Below are 20,233 nucleotides of genomic sequence, written 5' to 3'. Positions count from 1 at the left end.
CCTTGCCGGTTGAGAAAGCTTCCTCCGATGGTTCGCATAACGTGTGCCGCGCTCGTCACTCTGCGTCAAGTTGCTTTGTAAGCTGCGTTGCTCTTGATGACGTTCCAACACAGATTCACGAGAAGCTGAGAGACAACAATGTATTTCCCGCGCGCTTCGGGCGCTTTTACCGCCCTCCTCACCCTCCTCACCCTGCTCCCGCTGCTGCCAGTCGCCCTTGCCGGCTGCGGCAGTACTGCCTGCCCGCAGCCTTCGATCAGCGGCAGCGTCTGTCTCGGGACAGTTTGCGGGGCGACAGTTTCCCGCCTACGCCGTCGACGCAAACGGGCATGCGGCAGCGACACCGCTCCCGATTGTCGTCACCGACGCCGACGGCCACTTCGTGTTGCCGCGCGCCTCGCGCTGGCCGCTGCTCGCGCAATCGACCGGCGGCAGCTACACCGAGGAAGCGACCGGCGTGCGCGCACCGGTCGGACAATCCGTGTTGTCCGCGGTGTTTCTCGCCGAGCCGTCGACGATGGTCATCACGCCGTATTCGAGCGCGGTGGTCGTCGATGCGCAGACGGCGGGCGGGCTCACTGCGTCGAATGTCGCAGCGGACGGCTCGCTCATCGCGCCCGCGGACGACGCCTGCTACGTCACGACCGGCGCCGAAAACTTTGCGACGAACCCGCTGAACCACTCGGGCGTAACCGCGCTCGCGATGCTCGGGGCCACGCGGGCTTCAGACCACCAGACCGCAAGCGGGTCGGCGAGCGCGTGCGGCGACCGCGTGGCGTTGCTCAATGAAAACCTGTGGCTTTTCAGGGACGCAAGAACAGTGTGCAGGCGTCGCTCGTGCCGGGCATGACGAGCACGAACTGGTCGACCTATCCGACCACGAGCACGTGGGGACCGCACGCGGCCATTTATGGCGCGATCTCGGCGCCGCCTGCCTGCACGGACATCGACACGTTCAGGCGCGAACTCGTGATGGCAAGGGAAAACTATTGGGTCGATCAGAACCTCAACTACTTCTACCATCACGTTCCGTGCTGGACGCCGCGGGAAAACACCGCAAGCATCGAACATCGCGATTCGTCGGCGGGCAGCACCAGCGGCGGCGCGGCCGATCCGCATTCCCCGAAAATGACCTGCACCGCGCGGCGCGGCGCGGCGCGGCGCGGACGGTTCGCAGAGTGTCCAGACCTCCACGGCGCAAATGCCGCCCGCCATCGGTTCGGCGCTGATGTGGAACGGCGCGGACTGCTCCAACTTCACGTCGTGGGTCTACAACTTCGCGGGACTCGCGACCGATCAGTTGTCGATGGAGCAATGCCTGCTGCCCGGCGATCTGCTCGATGTGGCGCAAAAAGACACGGTAGGCAGCGGCACGTTCGCCGCCGACTACAAGCTCGCGCACGTCATCACGTGGACGGGTACGCGCTTCAGCGATCTGCAGGCCGGTGCCGACCGCGCGAAGTACGACCTGAGCCGGATGGGCCAGCCGGATTCGCGGCTTGGCGGCGACTTCCTGGCGCTGCTGGGCCCGACCGACACCGCCGCGAACCTGGGACAGCCCGGACACGATCCGTGGATGATCATCGACAGTCACTACGCCGGTCCCGCATATCGTCCGTTTCTCGGCTGGTATGCGGAGCGCCTGTCGCATGTGCGGCGCATTGTCGGGCCGATGCGGCCACAACCGATCCGCACCTCGCCGCCTATGTGATCGAGCCATTGCCGCAGACCAGGAAAGGCTGGCTGACGCTGGCCTCCAGGCAAGCGGGTGCGACGGCCACGAGCGGCTATCGGCTTATCTATCAGACGAGCGGCGCGCAGTCGTGCTATCAGGCTGGGAGGCCCTGAGGCGGGAGGGGTGTTGGCGGGATCTGCTCGGGAGGCTGTTGTGATGATGGTGCGCGGGGTGTCGACGTCGTGAATTGGATGCGAGGACACTGCTGTGTTCGCGACTGCGGGCTTCACCGGATGCAGCGGACATTCTACAAAGATCGCCATCGCGGGCGACACGGCGTCCGCCATAGTGCATCGTGTCGGAAACAGTGACGACTTCGCCGCGGTGGTCCGTGGCGTCATTGAGGCGGATAAGGCCGATCATTGATTGTCTCAGTAGTGATCCCTTCATCCGCAATTCGCAGCAAGTTAGCTTTTCTCATAAAGTGTTCCCAAACACAGAAAAGCCCGCGCTGTTGTTGCCGAAATTCGCGAGTCCGAATAGTGTCGTGAATTATTATTGGAAAAACTCTTAATTTTTCCATAATCGTCGTACAGTGACGGCCAGGTGGGCCGCATCAGACCGCGACCATAAAACGCTCTCATCACCGGCAACGGCGGTACACGGATCACCCTAACGCGGTACTCAGTAACCATTGACGAATGGCTCTGGCGTCACTGCCGCATTTTTAGCGACGTGCAAGCACGCAACGGCATTATTTCTACTTTGCCATTACGCGCCCTGACACAGACATTTTTTAGGGACGTGGCGTTGGTCGTCTGTCCGGCACATGGAAGATTCAGTTTTACGGTTCCGCTACGCTCTAAACACACACTTCCCGATCGCATCAAGATTAATTCTTGCTCAACATATAGCTTGCGATCCTTGAAAGCATAGAGTCGCTCCCAGTTCCCATAGGCATCGGCGCCTATCGCCCGAAACTGACCTGTACCAAAGGGATCGGCCGCTACGGGTAAATTCCCAGAAAATTCGACGCCGTCTCGGTCCGCGTAAAAAACCAGCATTTGTGCATCGAGTCCTAGCCTTCCAGGGTTAGCCATGATCAGTTGAGCATCTGATTTTTCCGGTTGAACCGTCCACGTTACTTGTGCGCAATCATCTGTCTCGTCTAGTCGCTGTGAGGCGACTTGACGCAGATCGCCTAGATGCCCATCAGCAAAAGATACTGTAATGAATTGGGTGCCAAGGCTCCCGCTACAGGAAAAAATGAACTTCGCGCTCTGAATTGCAACTGTTGTGGAGCTTCCAGGAATGTCCTGCGCAAAAGCCTGCAGCAAAGGCGCACAGACGAGTAAAATTCCAATCCATATTTTTTTCAAGTCAGTATCCCCTTGATTCTTGATGTTTCTGAGCGACGCTGATCGAAGTGAGCTTCTGCTGGAAACTCGGCGGGCGAACTTGCATGGTCCCCACGCACTTTATTCGTCATCTCGATCACATTGTCGCTATCAGCAATAGGTAAAAGTCTGTTCTTTGCCCAGAAAAAACCGGCCGTGTCGATCGAAGTAATCGGATCGTCGGCTACAAGCTCTGGATTCGCGATAACCGGCGGTTTCAGGGACGCAGTAAGCTGAGCAACCAAATTCGCGTTTTGAACCGGTAGCAAGTTTGCGTGTAGGCCGGAGGAGTATGGCGGGGTAAATCCCCACCATCGGGCATCATGCCACCACGTTTGCGCGACGCTTTGCCCACCGAGCCATCCCCGATATTGGAAATATGCTCCATAATTGGCTCTCCCTGTAAGCTGTTTAAATCCTCGACCTCTAAATTTCCCGCCGTCGTTCCATTCGACGTTGCCCAGCCAGCCAGCGTAATTCTTTGCGCGTTCATACCGTCTGAAATAGGCGAACGGATCGCCGTTATATAACTCGTTCATATAGTGGAGCTGGGCAGACTCGACCGATGATTGCCCAAGAAAATGTGCCTGGCGAAGTGCGCCGTTAATACGATACTTGTTAAGGGTCCTGTTGATTCCGACGAGATATCTGTCAATTGCGGAAGCGTTGGCGGCTGGATAAAGTCGGCGGAATTCGGCTGCGCTCAGCCAACCGCAAGCTCTGAAATGCCGGATAAACGCCGTAGGCGGCAAATGCCAGACCTCATTGGCAGGCGGGAAATCCGGATCACTGACATCCTCCCAGAACGCGAGATCGCGCGCATGATCGATCAGCTTCGTAAAAGCCTCGTCCGCTAACGGATTGGTCAATGCCTCATGTGGACTCGTGAGCCAGTTGTATCGCGCCCCCAGTCCGTCGCGACTCCACTCCGATGGAAACTTGCAAATCGCACGCGCCATGCGCTGCCGGATCGCATCCGTGCCCAGCGCAGTCACGGCATCGGCATGGCTCACGTGCCCCGCATGATTGACGTCCAGCCAGCGTTTGACCGTAGGCGAATCGCACAGGCTGTCGGGCGTGGGGTCATCGTTAATGAAAGTCCACCCCGCCCACTCAGGGAAATCAGCATCGCTATAGACCCGCACGCCCGCGTTCGACAGGTTGATCCAGCCGTCACCGTCCGGTGTCTTCACTTTCCGCCAATGATTGAAGCGCGCGCCGGCGGGGAGTTGGTCGTTGATGCAGCGCCCGAAACGGATCATCTCGAAGATGGCACTCGGCGATGGCACTGGCATACCCGCTGCCAAGCTCGCGAGACTGCTGTCGGTATAGCGGCCGTTCAGGGCTGTGGCCCGTTTGTACAAATTATATTCGGCGTCCCTTTCCGCAGGCATTGCACCGTAGACAGACCAGCTCAGGTCCGCATTCTGCCGGTAGGTTGTCAGCGTGCAGTCCTTCTCATAGTGCATGCGGATGACAAGGTCGCAACTGGTCCCGGCCGCTACAAGAGCCGATTGCGGCTGCAATGTCGCGACAGGTGGCGCGCTGTCATCATCACGGAACGGGTGCGGCTCACTGGCAAAGAGTTTCGCGCCGCGAGGAACGAAGAACCACATGTCGCCGTACACCGCATCACTGCGCGCCGGAGTGTTGCCCAGCGGCGCCGGCGCACGGCCGATCATGTTTTTCAGGTTCGCCTCGCTGCAGATGATCTCGAAGTGAATCTGCGGGTACTGTCCGAATATCTGGCCGGGTGTGCCGACTACGTCCTTGCGGTAGATCCGGTTGCCGACAGCGAGCGTCGGCATTACCTGCTGCAGGTGCAGGTACACGGAGTAATAGGTGATTTTCGCCTTCTGGCCTTCACCGATCTCGGTGTCGTGGCGGATCACCACGCAGCCGTCGTCTGTGCGCACGTTGCGGTACTGGAGCGTCGGCTTGTGGGTCGTGTCGGTCTTGCGCACATACACGATCTTGCCGTCCGCGATGGCTCGCACAGGAAGTGCATCGCCGCCTTCTGTTGGTGCTCTCAGGTGTGCGCCACCATGCCAGCCGAGGTTGAAGCTGATCGGATAGGCGCCATTGCCTGGTGCGCATTCCAGCATGCTGGCCGTGCATACGTCACCATCGGGCACGACCGTGTTGCCCGCATCCGCTGTGGGCATTGCATCGTTCTGCTGCGGATGGGCGGCTGAAAGAAAGGGAGGGCTGGTAATCATGAGTCTGTCAGGAGGGGAAGATCACAGCGAATGGAGGTAGTCATCGGTAGGCGTGCCCGAACCGAAAGGCGGAAAATTCCTCAGCTGGGCGTCCGGCCCCGGTACGTCCCACGACGCGCCCCTCTCCAGAATCGCCCCCGGCGACCCGTTGACGATCCCGCTGCCGTTGATCTGGATGTACGAGCCGCCCGCGCCAATCCAGACTTCCTTTGCGGCATTAATGACGATCCTGCCGTCGGTGCTGCTGATCGTGATGTCCCTGAGCGCTGCCAACGCCATCCCGCCGCTCTGCGCCTGCAACTGCACCGCACCTTTGGCGGCGTAGAACTTCATGCCGTCCTGGTAGGCGAACAGCGACACCGACCCGCGTACCGACACGTGATACGAGCGCCCCGCGGACAGGCTGTAATCGCGTCCCACTGTGATCGCGTGATCGTTCGCACTCGCCATGTGCGTGCTGTCGGCCGCGGTCGTCGCAATACTCGCCGCACTCGCAATCACGACGTCGGGCCGCGTCATTTCGGGCGACGGGTTGTCCGCCGTCTTCTGCCCGCCCCGGATCGCATCGTTCTGCGTCCTGATCGTGCTGGTGGCATCGCCTTGACCCGCCTCCAGGGTCTGCGCATTGTGCTGGGTCGCGACCCGTGACAGGTCCTCGTGCAGCTGTCGCGCCTGCGTGAGCCGCGCCACCGTCTCGCCCATGTCCTTCACCGGCGCGCTCGCACCCGCGCGCGCTTCCGTCGTCAGCAACATGCCTCTGTTAGCGCGCATCACCGCATGCGCATCGGTGGCGATCTCGATTCCCTCACCGCGCGCCTCGGTGCGCCCCTTTGTGCCGTCGATGCGCGTGTTGAACCCCGCCACAAACCGCGAATTCGCCTGGTCGCTCGCAAGCTGCGCCTGCATCCTGCCGGGCGTATCGTCCAGCGCGAGGTGGTTGGAGCGCAGACCATACTCGAGGCTTTTACTGCGGATGCCGCTCAGTGCCGCATTGGCCGGCAGCTCCCACGGCGGCATGTTGAATCTGTCCACTACGAATCCCGCGACTACAGGCCGGTCGGGGTCGCCATGCACATGCGCGACCAGCACCATCTGACCGGCGCGGCCGGGGGCGACGACGCCCAGCTCGCCGCCCTGCCATTGCGTCATGACGCGCACCCAGATCGAGCTTGCGCCATCGAGATTCGCCCGCCGGTCCCAGTCGAACTGGATGCGCAGGCGGTTCCGGTGGTCGATGAACATTTCCTTGTCCTGCGGCGCGACCACCACCGCATATTCATAACCGTCGATGCGCGGCCGGGGCGTGAGCTGCGGCAACCGGAAATACTCGCTCGCCGGTTGCAGTTCGAACTCCGTGTTGACGGTGTATTGACGCCATGCGCCCGATGACGTGCCGACCTCAGTGATGTCCAGATCACAGCGCAGAACGATGTATTCGCAGTTCGCGCGCTCCTGCGGATAGCCCGCAAGCGTGAACGTGCGGCCCGGCTGAAGGGCCAGGAGGTGCCCCGTGCCGGTTGCGCGCAAACCCTGGCATCGCCGCGCTTCGAGCTTGACCCGCGCAAGGTACTGGCCTTCGATCTGCTCGTCGTTCGGATGGGCAGACGTGCGCCGCGCCTCGGGCTGAGCAAAGTCAGCGGGCTCGTACAGCTCGATGCGCTGGCTCGCCGTACCGCGCGCGTCCTCGTAGGACTCGCGGTTAGGCACAAGGCTTTTTGCCAGCCGCGGCTGTGCGTAGTTATGGTCGTTGACCGTCGCCTTACCTGGTGTCAGCGTGTAGGCGATCGACAGTTCACTGATGTGTTCCTCGTCTATGCGGCTTCGGTGTGATAGCGAAGCGTTTCATAGGCCAGTCCATGTGGACGGAAACCACCCAGCAGGTCGGAGATGACGAGCGAATGAAAGTTGTTCCGGTGTTCCCACCAGTAGAAAAGTCCGAACTCCTCCATTAAACGGGAGACAAATTGCCAGTCCGATTCCCACGCCTGCCGGATCATGTCGCGCGCCGGATAAGCCTTGCCCCTGCCGGGCCACATTCCGCCAATGCGCCACTCGACGGTGCCCTCATAGGGCTGCAGCACCTGTTCAAGCACCTCGATGACGGTACCGTGGAAGATGCGCGAATCGCAGTTCAGCGTCGCGCGCCACACGAACGGGCGCAGCACGAATTCGAAAACTGCCGCGCGGTCCTGAACGCACCGGATGCGCGCTGAAACGATTTCGCCATTGATATGGCGGGTATCGGCACCGACGTTCACGCGCCCGGTATCGCCTGTCGCGCCGGCGCGGAAAGTGCCGATGCCCGCAACCTGGATCGCGACGGTGCCCGATGTGCCGACGATCTTCGCCAGGTCGAGCTGCGCGGCACTCGCCGGGTCCTGCAGGAAGTCCGGGTTTTCGACCTCGGTTTCTACGATGTATTCGAACAGCTCGCCCACCGCCTCGCGTCCTCGGAGACTGCGGACCGTCAGCATCGGCTCACGGGTTTCGATGCGTTGCCGGCTGCGGTAATCGACGCCGACGATTTCGGGAAGCGCGGCACCGCTGAACGTGAGGGTGCGCGTTTGCGTCGTCCACCGGGTCATGCTTGCCTCGCTTCAGCGGGTCGGGGAACCGTGGGAAGCGGCTTGCCCGCCGATTGCGTCTGCGCATCGCCGGTCGTGTCCGACGTACGCGGCTGGAAAAGCCACGACATTGTTAGCCCCCTCTAAAAGTTATGTTTCATATGCCGCTGGCTGTCCGGACATTTTGGAATCCTACTAAATGTCTCCACGAGGCACCCCTTTTCCATTGAGGGCTCGGGCCTCTGCATTATCAAATCGATCCCGACCGGCGTACAGATGGAAACTGTCGCAGTTTTGTAAAACAAAATCGGGATAGGTTTAACGCATAGCCACCTAATGGATTGACTGACGCTGGACAGAACCAGATCGTCCGCAAGATAGGGAAAGGCACGAAAAAACGCCCGCACGAGGCGGGCATTAGTAACTATCTGGAAAAAGCCGGGAACGTCACATAGCGCCCATCATCGCGCCGCTGCTGCCAGTGGGTCGCACCATGGGACGCAACCGACCAACGATCCAACGGGTGCGCAGGTTCGACGCTAAGTGGGACGGCAAGCTTCAGCGAACTGCGGGTGCGACCTACCACCAGTTCAACCGATCAGAGCGTGTCGCAACTTCAATCAACGGCGTTGGGTCTGCACGTGGAACTACGACGGAGACGTTTTACGCTCAATCGCGCTGTGCCAGCCAAAGCGAAAACTTATCCCCAGTTTTTGTTCAAAACCCTGTGGACAACCTCAGCAAACCCACACCAAGTACTTGATGGCACACTGCAATCCCGCGCCGTCTCCGCAACAGTCAGCCGGAGACGGCATCGCTGGGAAACAGCCCCTCACCGTACTCCATCCTTGCGCCGCAGCGACTCCGGCAACCCGCGCAGCACGATCAACGCGCAAATCACACTCATCGTGCCGATCACATACAACGCAGGCGTCGTGCTGCCGGTCAGATCCCGCACGCGTCCAACCATGATCGGACTCACGATCCCCCCGAGCTGACCCAGCGTATTGATCAACGCGATGCCGCCAGCCGCGCCCGCCCCAGTCACCAGTTTAGGCGGCAATGCCCAGAATGCCGGGATGGATGCCACCACGCCTGCGCCCATTACGGCCAACGCGACGATCAGGAAGCCGGTCTGTTTATCGAAGAAACCCGCGGCAAAGAAGCCGATTGCCGACATCACGAGCAGCCCGAAAACGAACTTGCGCCGCTCGCCGCTTGCATCGGATAGGCGCCCCACCACCACCATGCAGATCGCGCCGCATACATAGGGCACCGCCGTGAGCAAACCGATCAGCGTCGGATTGTGCGTGCCGGCCACGCGGATCAGATGCGGCGTCCAGAAATTCAATCCATACGACGCAACCTGAATCAGAAAGTACACGAGACCCAGCGTGAGAAAGCCTGGCGTCCTGATCGCGCCGAGCAGCGAATGCCCGGTGTCGGGATGACGGCTTTGCTGCGCGATCTGCTCAGACAGATACGACTTCTCGGCGGGAGACAGCCAGCTCGCGTCCTCAATGCGGTCCTTCAACAGCTTTAGCACGAGATAACCGAGCAGCACGCACGGTAGGCCACCGAGCAGGAACAGCCAGTGCCATCCGGGCATACCGAGCACGCCGTTCATATGCCCGATAACCAGGCCCGCCAGCGGCGCCCCGACCAGTCCCGAAAACGCCGACGCGAGAAACAGCATCGACGTGATGCGTCCGCGATAGCTCGGCGGAAACCACAGCGTGAGGTAATACAGCACGCCGGGAGCGAAGCCCGCTTCCATTGCCCCGATCAGAAAACGCAGTCCGTAAAACTGCCATTCGGTATTGACGAAAACCATCGCCGCTGTGGCGAGGCCCCACGAAATCATGATCCGTGCAATCCAGCGCCGCGCACCAACTTTGTACAGAAACAGATTGCTTGGCACTTCGAACAATACGTAGCCGATCACGAACAGGCTCGCGCCAAGACCATACGCGGTGTCGGATAACCCGAGATCGCTTTGCAACTGAAACTTCGCGAAGCTGATGTTGATGCGGTCGAAAAACGCAAACAGATAGCAGATCATGATGAGCGGCATCAGCCGCCATGCCACTTTGCGGATGATGGCCGCCGCGCCGTCCGCGCTTTGCTCGCGGCCGCCTGTTGCGATTGCGCCGAGGTCACTCATGTTCGTCTCCAATGCCGGATTCGGCGCTGCCGTCCGGTCGTTTAGTGGATCAAGGAAAGTTAGATTTGCAGCACATAGTCCGGCACGGGATGCAGGTCGCTGTTGCGTCCGGCCTTCGCCACCTGCCCGGGAACGTCATGCCCGAGCAGATCCGGCAGCGCCCGCGACAACGCGAGCAGCTTCTCCAGATCGATGCCGGTCGGAATGCCCATCTCATCGCACAGATTGACGAGGTCTTCCGTACAGATGTTGCCGGATGCACCCGGCGCGAACGGACAACCGCCAAGGCCGCCCAACGCGGCGTCGAAACGGCGTGCGCCGGCTTCATACGCAGCCAGCACGTTGGCGAGCCCAAGTCCGCGCGTATTGTGGAAGTGAAGCGTGAGCGCGGAAGGTGTCACGCGTTCAAGCACCCGCGTCACGAGCCGCGCCACCTGGCGCGGATTCGCCATGCCGGTCGTATCCGCGAGCGTGATCCCCTCAATGCCCATCTCGCGATACGTATCGACAATGCCGACCACACGGTCCTCGTCGATCGTGTCTTCGAACGGACAGCCGAACGCGGTCGCGACCGATGCGTTCAACAGCACGCCCGCGCCCTTCACGTGACGCACGATGTCGCCAAACGCCGTCAGCGACGATTCGCAGCTCATGCGCATATTCGCGCGGTTGTGCGTCTGACTTGCCGACATCACGAGGTTCAGTTCATCCGCCTTCGCAGCCAGCGCGCGCTCGGCGCCCTTGAGGTTGGGCACCAGCGCCACATAGATCACGCCCGCATGGCGCTCGATCTGCTGGAACACCGCCTCGCCATCACGCAACGCCGGGATCGCTTTCGGCGATACGAACGAACCGGCCTCGATCCGCGTGAAGCCCGCCGTCGAGAGCGCGTTGATCAACGCGATCTTGTCGGCGGTATCGACCCATGTGGGTTCGATCTGCAAGCCGTCGCGCGGTGCGACTTCCTGCACGATCAGCTTGTCGGCAGGTTCGGTGTCCAACACACTGTTCGATGCGCGGCTCATTGCACGGCTCCTTCGCGGCGTAGCCGCTCGATTTCTTCGGTTGCAAATCCGAGTTCGCTTAGCACGCTGCCGGTATGTTCGCCAAGCGTGGGACCTTGCCAGCGCACTTCGCCTGGCGTATCCGACAGCTTTGGCACGATGCCCGGCATCTTCACCGATGCACCGCCAGGCAGTTGCGCCTGCAACAACATGTCGCGCGCCTGGTAGTGTGGATCGGACACGATGTCCGCGACTGAATAGATGCGTCCCGCAGGCACTTCGGCGCGCTCCAGCGCGGCCAGCACGTCGTTGGTGGAATGGTGCGAGGTCCATGCGGCGATGGCCTCGTCCAGCATCGCGCAATGCCTGGCGCGGCCGTCGTTGTGAGCCAATGCCGGATCGTCGGCGAGATCGGCGCGGCCGATCGCCTGCATGAGTCGCCGGAAAATCGGATCGCTGTTGCCTGCAATCACTACGTAACCGTTGTCTTCGGTGGGATACGTGTTGGACGGCGCAATGCCGGGCAAGGCGCCGCCGCTCCGCTCGCGAACGTGGCCGAGCAGATCGTATTCCGGGACCAGACTTTCCATCAGATTGAAAACGCTTTCGACGAGCGACACGTCGACCACTTGCCCGTCGCCCTGCCCTGTCTTCACGCGCAGCAGTGACATCAACGCGCCGATCACGCCGTGCAGCGACGCGAGCGAATCGCCGAGACTCACGCCGACGCGCGCCGGCGCGCCGTCCACTTCGCCCGTGGTGTAGCGGATGCCGCCCATCGCTTCGCCGATTGCGCCAAAGCCCGGCCTGTCGCGATACGGACCCGACTGTCCATAACCGGAGATACGGACCATCGTCAGCTTCGGGTTGATCGCGTGCAGCACGTCCCAGCCGATGCCGAGCTTTTCGAGCGCGCCCGGACGCAGGTTTTCGATGACGACATCGGCCTCGGCCGCAAGCCGCTTCACGATCTCGACACCATCTGCCGATTTGAGATTCACGCAAACCGATTTTTTGTTGCGCGACTGCAGATACCACCAGAGCGAGGTGCCCTCGTGCAGCTTGCGCCATTTGCGAAGCGGATCGCCCGTTTCAGGCGCTTCGATCTTGACCACGTCGGCGCCGAACTCGGCCATGAGGCGCGCGGCGAACGGCGCGGCAATGAGAGTTCCGATCTCGACGACGCGGATACCCTGAAGGGGTCCACTCATGTGCTGTCTCCAAAGCAGTTTTCTGTTGGGAGACAGCTTGCAGGCATGCCGCGGCGGCGTCCAACCGCAATTCGCCAACGACCGTTCGCGAACGGCGAACGCTCACCTGCGGCGCGGATTCATGCCGCCGGAGCTTGCCGAACGTCCGACGCTTCGACCGAACGCAGATGATCGAACAGCAGACGGCTCACCGGGGACAACGCGTCGACGTCGCGCACGACCAGCACGAGGCTGCGTTCCGACCACTCGTCTTCGAGTGGCGCGCCGACCAGTCCAAGCGGGCGGCCCATGAGTTGATAAACCTTTTGCGGCAATACGCCGACGCCCATACCTGCCTGTACCATCCGGCAAACCGCGTCGAAACCCGGCACATGGATTCGCAGCCGCAATGGCTTGCCGGCCTGGCGCGCGGCCATATGCGTGCGCGCGTTGATGGAACTCGCGGCGTGCAGGCCGACGTGATCTCCGTCGAGCGTTTCGGCGAACGCGACGCTTTTGCGCGTAGCCAACGGATGATCGTCGCGCATCACTAGCACGAGCGAATCGTGCCGATAGTGCTCGACGTGCAAGTCGCGCGTGTCGGCGTCGCCTGAACAGATGCCGAGATCGGCCAGGCTGTCGTCCACTGCTTCGACCACACCACCGCTCGGCCGCTCTTCCAGATCGAGCTTCACACGCTCGTGCTCCAGCTGGAACGCGCGTAAATCTTCCGGCAAGAATTCGACGATCGCCGACAGATTCGCCATCATTCGCACGTAACCACGCACGCCGCTCGCGTGGCCCGCGAGCTCAATGCCGATGTTTTCGATGTCGCGCATCACGCGCCGTGCGTGATGCAACAGCGTTTCGCCGGCCGGCGTGAGCGTCATGCCGCGCGCGTTGCGCTGGAACAGCGTGGCGCCGACCGCCTGCTCCAATTCGAGCAGGCGCTTGCTCGCCGCCGAAACGGCAATAGCCTCACGCTCCGCGGCGCGCGTCAGCGTGCCTTCCTCGTAGACGGCAAGGAACAGTTGAAGGGTCGTGAGGTCGAGCTTGCGAAGAAGGTTCTTGATCACCATGGCGCGGCGCCGGCAGTTCGGTCAGTGCTAATCATCCCATATGCAGCCGCGCAGCCCGAGCTCTGGGTTGTCGTGTTGAGATCGCCCAGCGGCAAAGCGGGCACTCATGGCCATGAGTCGAGTCTGTGATTGTGCGAATCAACAGAGCCGCTTGCCGTGCAGTGCTAAAGCGCGTTTGGTATGCTGGATCGCCGGGCACTTCGCGGGGCGCCATGGTCGTTCCATCGGCCTCATTATTCACCAAAGCGCTTGTCGCGATAAGCGCCACGACCGGTCGAACGCTGCCAACCGCACGGCGTCGGCTGCCAAGGCTCTCGCAGTTCGCCCATCGTCAAAGGAATCATTCGATGCCCACCGTCGCGATAGCGATTTTCCCCGGCGTGCAGGCGCTCGACGTCGCCGGGCCTGTCGATGTGTTCTCAGAAGCGAACCGCTTCGTCACGCCACAGGAGCGCTACGAGGTCACACTGCTCAGCGCGAACCAAGCTCCGCTGCGCGCGTCGAACGGCATGACGCTAATCGCCGACGCCACGTTCGATCACGCTCGCGAGCCGTTCGATCTCGCGTTGGTCGCGGGCGGCCCTGCACTGCCCGACGGCGAGCCGCCCGCTGCACCGTTGCTCGACTGGTTGACCGACGTCGCGCCTCGATGCGCGCGTTATGGTTCCATTTGCACCGGCGCTTTCGCGCTTGGACATGCGGGCCTGCTCGATGCACGCAATGTCACGACACATTGGCAACACGCGGCCCAACTCGCTGCGCAGTTTCCCAAAGCGCGCGTCGATTACGACCGCATTTATTTGCGCGATGGCCAGCTGGTGACATCGGCGGGCGTGACTGCGGGCATCGATCTGTCGCTCGCACTCGTCGCCGAAGACCATGGTTCGCACATTGCGCTCGCAGTGGCGAAGCGGCTTGTCGTATTCGCGCAGCGGCAAGGCGGTCAGTCGCAATTCAGCCCGTACCTCACGGCACCCGCCGACGAAACATCGCCGGTCGCAAAAGTCCAGGCGCATGTCATGGAGCGCATCCACGAAAGCTTTACGGTCAAAGAACTCGCCGACGTCGCGGGAATGAGCGCCCGCAATTTCGCGCGCGTGTTCGTGCAGGAAACGGGCGTGACGCCGCATGAGTTCGTCGAGCGCGCGCGTGTGGATGCAGCGCGCAAGCTGCTGGAAAGCAGCGGCGCTGCGCTCAAGACGATCGCCTACGATTGCGGTTTCGGCACGGCCGACCGCATGCGGATCGTCTTCATGAAAAGAATCGGCGCAACGCCGATGCAATATCGTGAGCGCTTTCGAGCAACCTGAATATCGTCCATGAGCGGCGCCGCTGCGCGCGCAAAACATGCGTGAGAAGATAACGCTCTGCTCAAGCCAACGCTCAAGGAACGACATGACCCCCTCTTCTCCGATTCGCGCGATCGTCACCGGACACACGCGCGGCCTTGGCGCGGCGCTCGCTGAACAACTGCTTGCACGCGATATCGCGGTGCTCGGTCTATCGCGCTCGCGTCATGCATCGCTCAAACAGCGCTTTCCCACGCTGCTAGAAGAAGCCGAACTCGCACTCGCCGATACGGCACGCGTTGCTGAATGGCTGGCGACTGATGCTTTGCGCGCATTCGTCAGCGGCGCAGACACTGTCCTGCTGATCAACAACGCGGGCATGGTGCAGCCAATCGGTCCGATCGAAGGGCAAGACGTGGTGGACATCGCGACGGCCGTCAGCCTCAACGTGGCAACGCCGTTGATGCTCGCGAGCGCAATCGCCGCCGCAAGCCCGCACGCGAGCGACCGGCGTATCGTGCATATTTCGAGCGGCGCGGCGCGCAACGCTTACGCCGGCTGGAGCATTTACTGCGCGACGAAGGCGGCGCTTGATCACCATGCGCGCGCTGTCTCGCTCGACGCGAACCGCGCGTTGCGCATCTGCAGTCTTGCACCAGGTGTGATCGATACGAACATGCAGGCAGAGATTCGCGGAACCGGCGTCGAACAGTTCCCCATGCGTGAGAAGTTCGAGGACCTCAAGCGCAGCGGTCGACTTTCCACGCCCGAGCAATGCGCGGCTCAGTTGCTCGACTACGCACTAAGCGATGCATTCGGTGAAACGCCGGTGGCCGACATTCGCGAAATCGCGAAGTCGGCCTGAGGTGTAGCAGCATCGTAGCTCCCGAAAAACCTCACCTTTGCGTGCACGTGGCGATGATTACCGTGGCTTCGCGGCGGGATCATCGCGCGAACCACGCTCTTTATTCGGGGATTTTTGCCCGTTGCTTCGCTGCTTGCCGACGATTTGGAGGCGAAGCCCGCGCTCCCGGAAAAGCTCACCTTCAGCAAGAAGCGATCAATGCTTCGCAGCTGCCAGCGTTTTCAGAACTCCCGAAAACGCTCACCTTTCGCGGTAAGGGACAGGCTGCAAAGCCATACTGGGCGGGGCACCGGTTGTCGCGAACAGATGATTCCCGAAAACTCTCACCTTTCGGATGCACGAACGATCTGGATACCCAGGTAAGACGCCGGGGTACGCGATTCGATAGAGAAGGACTCGTCGGCAGCGAATCGTGCGACTACAGCAACGGTGAGGCGGTTTGAATCTGGCCGCTCACGGTCGATGCAACGTCCTAACTACTCCCGAATTCCCTCACCTTTGCGTGGGCTACACGTGGTGAAGAGCCTGCTTGCATTACCGCGTCGACTGGACTTCTAGCGATTTTTTGCCATTTTTTCAGCAAGAAGCGGAGCTAGCCGAGCGTTTCGACCCGCCGCCGACTCGCTCCCGAAAAGCCTCACCTTTGCCGTCGGGCTCGTGCATCAACTCGCGAGCTTGCGAAACGTCTCGAGAACCGCGTCGCCTTTAAACGGCTTCACGATCCAGCCTTTGACACCCGCCGCCTTGCCGCGCTCTTTCATCGCCGGGCTGCTTTCCGTTGTCAGCATGATGACGTTGACCGTCTTGTTCGCGAGTTCGCCGCGAATCTTCTCGACCATAGTGAGACCGTCCATGTTCGGCATGTTGACGTCGCTGATCACGAGCTTGATGCCTGGACTAGCCTTCAGTTTCGCGAGGCCGTCTTTGCCGTCCACCGCGGTGTCCACATCGAGACCATTCTTCTTCAGAAAGCCGGCCACTTCGTCGCGCACCGTGCCTGAGTCGTCCACTACCAGAATTTTCGACATATCTTTCCCTTCATTAATCCGTCAGAGATCAAAACAGCTCCAGCTCGCCGCTGGTTTCTTCAATGGCGCTTGTGTCCGCAATAAAGTCGAGAGGCGCATACGCGCAAACGCATAGGGTCGCTCCAAGCCGCGCGGTGCCGCCGAGCATCACCGAATACGAAGACAGCAGCGCCGGCTTCAACTCATGTAGGTGCGGCAGGCAATGCGCGCTCAGCACGTACGGCGTCGACATGCCGAGGTCCGGGAAGTAGCGCAGCAGTTCCTGATTGATCGCCCCGCAACACAGATTGCAGATTTCCAGAAACGCGTCCTGAAACGGCCGCTCGTCGGCTTCTTTCAGGTAGTACGCACGCGTGCTGTCGTTTTCGTCGAAATGAAGAATCAGCAGCAGTCTGAACACGATCGACGAAATGGTCAGTACGACCACCTGTGTGCCATGTGCCGCGCCCGCGTCGGCTTGCGCGATCGGCACGATCTCGCACTGGTCCTCCGGACTCAGCGGCAGGCGCGCCTGCGCGGCCTTGCGAAATATGCGCTCGAAGGTGTCCTTGGCGTGGGTTGTAATCACGCGGACACCTCGTCCAGCTTCGAATGAAACTGACCGGCCATCGACTCCACACTGGCAAGCGACGCCGCAATCATCTTGCCGCCGGCCTGAATGTCCTGAAACGTGGAAGTCGTGGTCAAGTCGTTGCGATGCAGGCTGTCGCGATAGCTCTTCGACAATTCCTCGGAACGCGCGGCGAGCGAGCGCACTTCGCTCGCCACCACCGCAAAGCCGCGACCGGCCGGGCCCGCGCGTGCCGCTTCGATCGACGCGTTCAGCGACACGATCACCACATGCCGCACGATGGACGAGAGCTCATGATTCTTCGCGTGCATGTCGTGGTTCTGCGTCATCAGCGAGATCATTTGCTCGTGCCAACGCTCGAACGCAGCCCCCAGGCTTTTAAGGCGCGTGGCTTCGCTCGCAAGTTGCCGCGCCTGCTGCGCTAACTGTTCCCTGTCTTCGGTCATGCTCTTGAGCGTCGCGCGCAATTCGTCGACGCTTGCCGATCGTTCCATTAATTCGGCGCGCAATTGGGCGGTCTGCGTTTGCAGCTCATGCTCTGCCCGCTCGCGCTCGTGTGCTGCTGCGTCAAGCGCGACGTGCCCGGCTCTGAGCGAATTGATCTGGCCTTGTGCGTCCGCGCGCAACTTTGCGGTCAGCCGCGTAACGTACAGCCGATGCGCGGCCACCCCGAGCAACGCGGTCGCGGCGCTGCCCGCCAGTGCCGCCAATAGATACTGTTGAATCACAACCATTCCTTGAATGACGCCGCGGCGTGCGGCGCAAAAGTGCTCAGCGCGTCACTGCGTCGATGCGAACTTCGCCGTCTTCGTTGCGCGACCCGGTGCCGAGCGTGTCGACGGCGGCGCTGTCCGGCAGACACACGATCGTCTGGAATTGGCGAAACGCCGCGCCTTTGTGATCGTCGGTGAAGCGCAGTTCGATGCTGCCGTTTTCGCGCTTCAGGAAATCGCGCACGGCATCCATGCCGACGCCGCGGCCCGACACTGCGGTGACGGTGTCCGCGGTCGAAAAGCCCGGACGGAAAATCAGCTCGGCGATCGCTTCGTCGCCCGGCGTTTCGTCGGGACCGATCCAGCCGCGCTCCATCGCAATGCCGCGAATGCGTTCCAGCGCGAGGCCGCGACCGTCGTCGCTGAGCGTGATCTGCAATGCGCCACCATCCACGCCGACCTCGATCGAGATCGCGCCAGCCGGCGTCTTGCCTTTCGCGGCGCGGGCTTCGGCGGATTCAATGCCGTGATCCATCGAGTTGCGCAGCAAATGCATGAAGACGTTGTTCAGCGTGCCGGCCGGCTTGCCGCGAAGCCGGTAGCCGTTGTCGGCGATATGCACGGACGGCGCAGGCTTGCCCAATTCGCTTGCGAGCGACGGCAGCGAGCCCAGCACGCCCGACAACGCATCGCGGACGCTTTCGCTACCGAGCGCGCGCAAATGGCCGCGCAGTGTCTTTTGCATCGCCTGAAGCTCGTGCAGTTCGCTTGCATTGGTCCCGTCGAGCAGATTCACGATGCGCTGCATCTCTTCCTTGTCGACCATCACATAGCGGCCCGCGTTGCCCGCGTCGTTTCGCTGCGCCTTGCCCTTGCGGCCAAGGCTCTGCTCGTTGATCGTCGCGTAACTTTCGATAGCCTCGCGCACACGCGTCAGCTCCCGCATCAGATGCTCCTGATCCCACGGACGATCCGCGTCGGGCTGGCGCAACTCGTGATAGCTCTGCTCCGTTTCGTGAACGACGTCGGTCAGATGCTGCAGGTTATACGTGCGCGCATTGCCCTTGATGGTGTGCATATTGCGGAACAGCTCTGCAATCGCGGCGTGGTCGGCCTCCGAATGCTTGCGGATGATGCGCTCGTTCTCGCTAATGAAACCGGCCGAACTCTCGATGAAGTGATGGAACTTCTCTTCGCTGACCGCCAGAATTTCGCCGATCATGTCGAGACGCCGGCGCTGTTCGCTGGCTTCCGCAGCGAGCTTGCGCAATTCGGTCACGTCGCGCACACAAAGCATCAGGCGAACAATGGTGTCGTCTTCGTCGGTAATTGCGGACCAGCTCAGGTCGAGTATTTTCACGCGGCCATCGGGCATGCGCTTCGAAATTTCGCCGACCAGCAAATGCTGATTGAACGCGAAGTTGATGCAGTCTTCGCCAAGGCACGCATGCGCGGCGGCGTCGACTTGTGACAACGCGTCGGCGCCCAGATCGGTATCCGCGAATACGAGGTCCATGAGTCCGCGCCCGGCAATGTCCTTCGTCTCGAAGATGTCTTCCAGATACGCCGAGTACTCCGCGTGGATCACGGCGCCGTCGATCACCGTCAGAATGCCCTGTTGCATGTTCTGCAACATCGCCTGGATGTCGGCGGTTTTCTGTTTGAGCTGTGCCGAGCTTTCCTGGATCTTCTCGATCATGCCGTTGAAGGCGACAATCGAATGGCCGATCTCGTCAAGCCGTCCCACCGGCACGCGACGCGTGAAGTCCTGGCTGGAAGCGATCTCGCTCATCATGGCCTGCATGCGGCTGAGCGGCCACGTGATCTGACGATAGAGCAAAGCGCCGATCGAAGTCAGCAGGATAATAGCGATGCCGGTCACGACAGCAATCGCCGTCGTCGTGGTCGACAGTGTCGCATTCAACGTCGTGATCGCTTCGTCTTTCTCGCGGTTCTTCTCAACGCGCAGCGTTTCGACAATACCCTCGAGTTCGTCCCGATACTGTGCGACGTTCGCAAACAGATAGGCCTGCGCGAGTTCATTCTTGCCATCGGCTTTCATTTTCGCCGTCTCGGCAATCGCGGAGAAGTAGTTGTCGAGACTGTCGCTGGCCTGCGTAACGAGACCCTTTTGCGCGTGGCTCGCGGCGTCTTTCGCTTGCAAGGCGAGCGCCTGTTGGAGCGCGATTCTTTTCCTCTTCAGTTCATCCTGCGCCTGCGCGACAACGGCGCCGTCGGGCGCATAGACGAGGGTCATGGTAGCGAGCTGGACGTCCTTGACCTGCGATACGAGGTCGGCGGAAGCAAGCGCGCTTGGCACTACGCCTTCGGTAACCTTGCGCACTTCGGCTGCGCTGCCGCGCGTTTGATAGACGGCGTAACCGCCGATCGCCGACAACGCGACGAACATTAAAACAACCAATAGCGTGATGCGATGACGGATAGTCATGTGAACCCCGGGTTCTGGCCTTCGCG

General features: G+C 61.2%; 16 protein-coding genes and 1 pseudogene. 4 read left to right on the top strand and 13 right to left on the bottom strand.

Annotation, left to right across the window (positions count from 1 at the left end):
- The first annotated feature begins 217 nt into the window (after window positions 1-217).
- On the top strand, window positions 218-850 hold the full coding sequence (locus BCA01S_RS39145) for a hypothetical protein (protein ID WP_027779055.1): 633 nt from the start codon (window positions 218-220) through the stop codon (window positions 848-850).
- Window positions 851-1,201: 351 nt separating this feature from the next.
- Window positions 1,202-1,711, top strand: a complete 510-nt coding sequence (locus BCA01S_RS39140; protein ID WP_027779054.1) for a hypothetical protein — start codon at window positions 1,202-1,204, stop codon at window positions 1,709-1,711.
- A gap of 84 nt (window positions 1,712-1,795) precedes the next feature.
- Here BCA01S_RS39140 and BCA01S_RS39745 read toward each other — a convergent pair whose 3' ends face one another.
- From BCA01S_RS39745 to BCA01S_RS23675, 9 genes and pseudogenes are all read right to left on the bottom strand, one after another.
- On the bottom strand, window positions 1,796-2,098 hold the full coding sequence (locus BCA01S_RS39745; RefSeq protein ID WP_482052042.1) for a PAAR domain-containing protein: 303 nt from the start codon (window positions 2,096-2,098) through the stop codon (window positions 1,796-1,798).
- Between the two features lie 290 nt (window positions 2,099-2,388).
- Entirely contained in the window at window positions 2,389-3,054 is a 666-nt protein-coding gene (locus tag BCA01S_RS38070) for a hypothetical protein (protein ID WP_156955078.1), read from the bottom strand.
- A complete protein-coding gene (locus BCA01S_RS36535) occupies window positions 3,051-5,291 on the bottom strand; it encodes a M23 family metallopeptidase (protein ID WP_084166909.1) in 2,241 nt (746 codons plus the stop codon). The genes BCA01S_RS38070 and BCA01S_RS36535 overlap by 4 nt, the downstream gene beginning before the upstream one ends.
- Before the next feature lie 21 nt (window positions 5,292-5,312).
- The gene (locus BCA01S_RS39130) at window positions 5,313-5,993 is read right to left on the bottom strand and encodes a DUF2345 domain-containing protein (RefSeq protein WP_341807749.1); all 681 of its coding nucleotides are present in this window, start codon (window positions 5,991-5,993) and stop codon (window positions 5,313-5,315) included.
- Window positions 5,988-7,765, bottom strand: a pseudogene (locus BCA01S_RS37290) (type VI secretion system Vgr family protein); the annotation flags it as partial. The gene BCA01S_RS39130 and the pseudogene BCA01S_RS37290, both read right to left, overlap by 6 nt.
- Window positions 7,766-8,687: 922 nt before the next feature.
- Window positions 8,688-10,019, bottom strand: a complete 1,332-nt coding sequence (locus BCA01S_RS23690) for an MFS transporter (protein ID WP_027779052.1) — start codon at window positions 10,017-10,019, stop codon at window positions 8,688-8,690.
- Between the two features lie 59 nt (window positions 10,020-10,078).
- Window positions 10,079-11,044, bottom strand: coding sequence for a hydroxymethylglutaryl-CoA lyase (locus BCA01S_RS23685; protein WP_027779051.1), 966 nt, complete (start codon window positions 11,042-11,044; stop codon window positions 10,079-10,081).
- Window positions 11,041-12,234: a CaiB/BaiF CoA transferase family protein gene (locus BCA01S_RS23680; protein WP_027779050.1), complete on the bottom strand. Its 1,194-nt coding sequence runs from the start codon at window positions 12,232-12,234 to the stop codon at window positions 11,041-11,043. The genes BCA01S_RS23685 and BCA01S_RS23680 overlap by 4 nt, the downstream gene beginning before the upstream one ends.
- A 119-nt stretch (window positions 12,235-12,353) precedes the next feature.
- Window positions 12,354-13,292, bottom strand: a complete 939-nt coding sequence (locus BCA01S_RS23675) for a LysR family transcriptional regulator (protein WP_027779049.1) — start codon at window positions 13,290-13,292, stop codon at window positions 12,354-12,356.
- Window positions 13,293-13,639: 347 nt separating this feature from the next.
- Between BCA01S_RS23675 and BCA01S_RS23665 the strand changes: the two genes are divergently transcribed.
- Together BCA01S_RS23665 and BCA01S_RS23660 are read left to right on the top strand one after the other, a co-directional pair.
- Entirely contained in the window at window positions 13,640-14,602 is a 963-nt protein-coding gene (locus tag BCA01S_RS23665) for a GlxA family transcriptional regulator (protein ID WP_027779048.1), read from the top strand.
- Between the two features lie 85 nt (window positions 14,603-14,687).
- Complete coding sequence (locus BCA01S_RS23660; protein WP_027779047.1) at window positions 14,688-15,446, top strand: SDR family oxidoreductase; 759 nt, start codon at window positions 14,688-14,690, stop codon at window positions 15,444-15,446.
- Window positions 15,447-16,108: 662 nt separating this feature from the next.
- Here the strand turns inward: BCA01S_RS23660 and BCA01S_RS23655 are convergent.
- Genes BCA01S_RS23655 through BCA01S_RS23640 form a run of 4 tightly spaced genes read right to left on the bottom strand, consistent with a single transcriptional unit; the run spans window position 16,109 to window position 20,207 of the window.
- On the bottom strand, window positions 16,109-16,474 hold the full coding sequence (locus BCA01S_RS23655) for a response regulator (RefSeq protein ID WP_020068625.1): 366 nt from the start codon (window positions 16,472-16,474) through the stop codon (window positions 16,109-16,111).
- A 28-nt stretch (window positions 16,475-16,502) separates the two neighbouring features.
- Window positions 16,503-17,042: a hypothetical protein gene (locus BCA01S_RS23650; RefSeq protein WP_027779046.1), complete on the bottom strand. Its 540-nt coding sequence runs from the start codon at window positions 17,040-17,042 to the stop codon at window positions 16,503-16,505.
- Window positions 17,039-17,773, bottom strand: coding sequence for a methyl-accepting chemotaxis protein (locus BCA01S_RS23645; protein ID WP_027779045.1), 735 nt, complete (start codon window positions 17,771-17,773; stop codon window positions 17,039-17,041). The genes BCA01S_RS23650 and BCA01S_RS23645 overlap by 4 nt, the downstream gene beginning before the upstream one ends.
- Before the next feature lie 43 nt (window positions 17,774-17,816).
- Complete coding sequence (locus tag BCA01S_RS23640; RefSeq protein WP_027779044.1) at window positions 17,817-20,207, bottom strand: ATP-binding protein; 2,391 nt, start codon at window positions 20,205-20,207, stop codon at window positions 17,817-17,819.
- Window positions 20,208-20,233 lie beyond the last annotated feature (26 nt).

The organism is Paraburkholderia caledonica NBRC 102488 (genome assembly GCF_000685095.1).
GTDB classification, from domain to species: domain Bacteria; phylum Pseudomonadota; class Gammaproteobacteria; order Burkholderiales; family Burkholderiaceae; genus Paraburkholderia; species Paraburkholderia caledonica.
The sequence above is the reverse complement of the archived record's forward strand: the minus strand, read 5'-3'. Positions and strand labels throughout refer to the sequence as shown.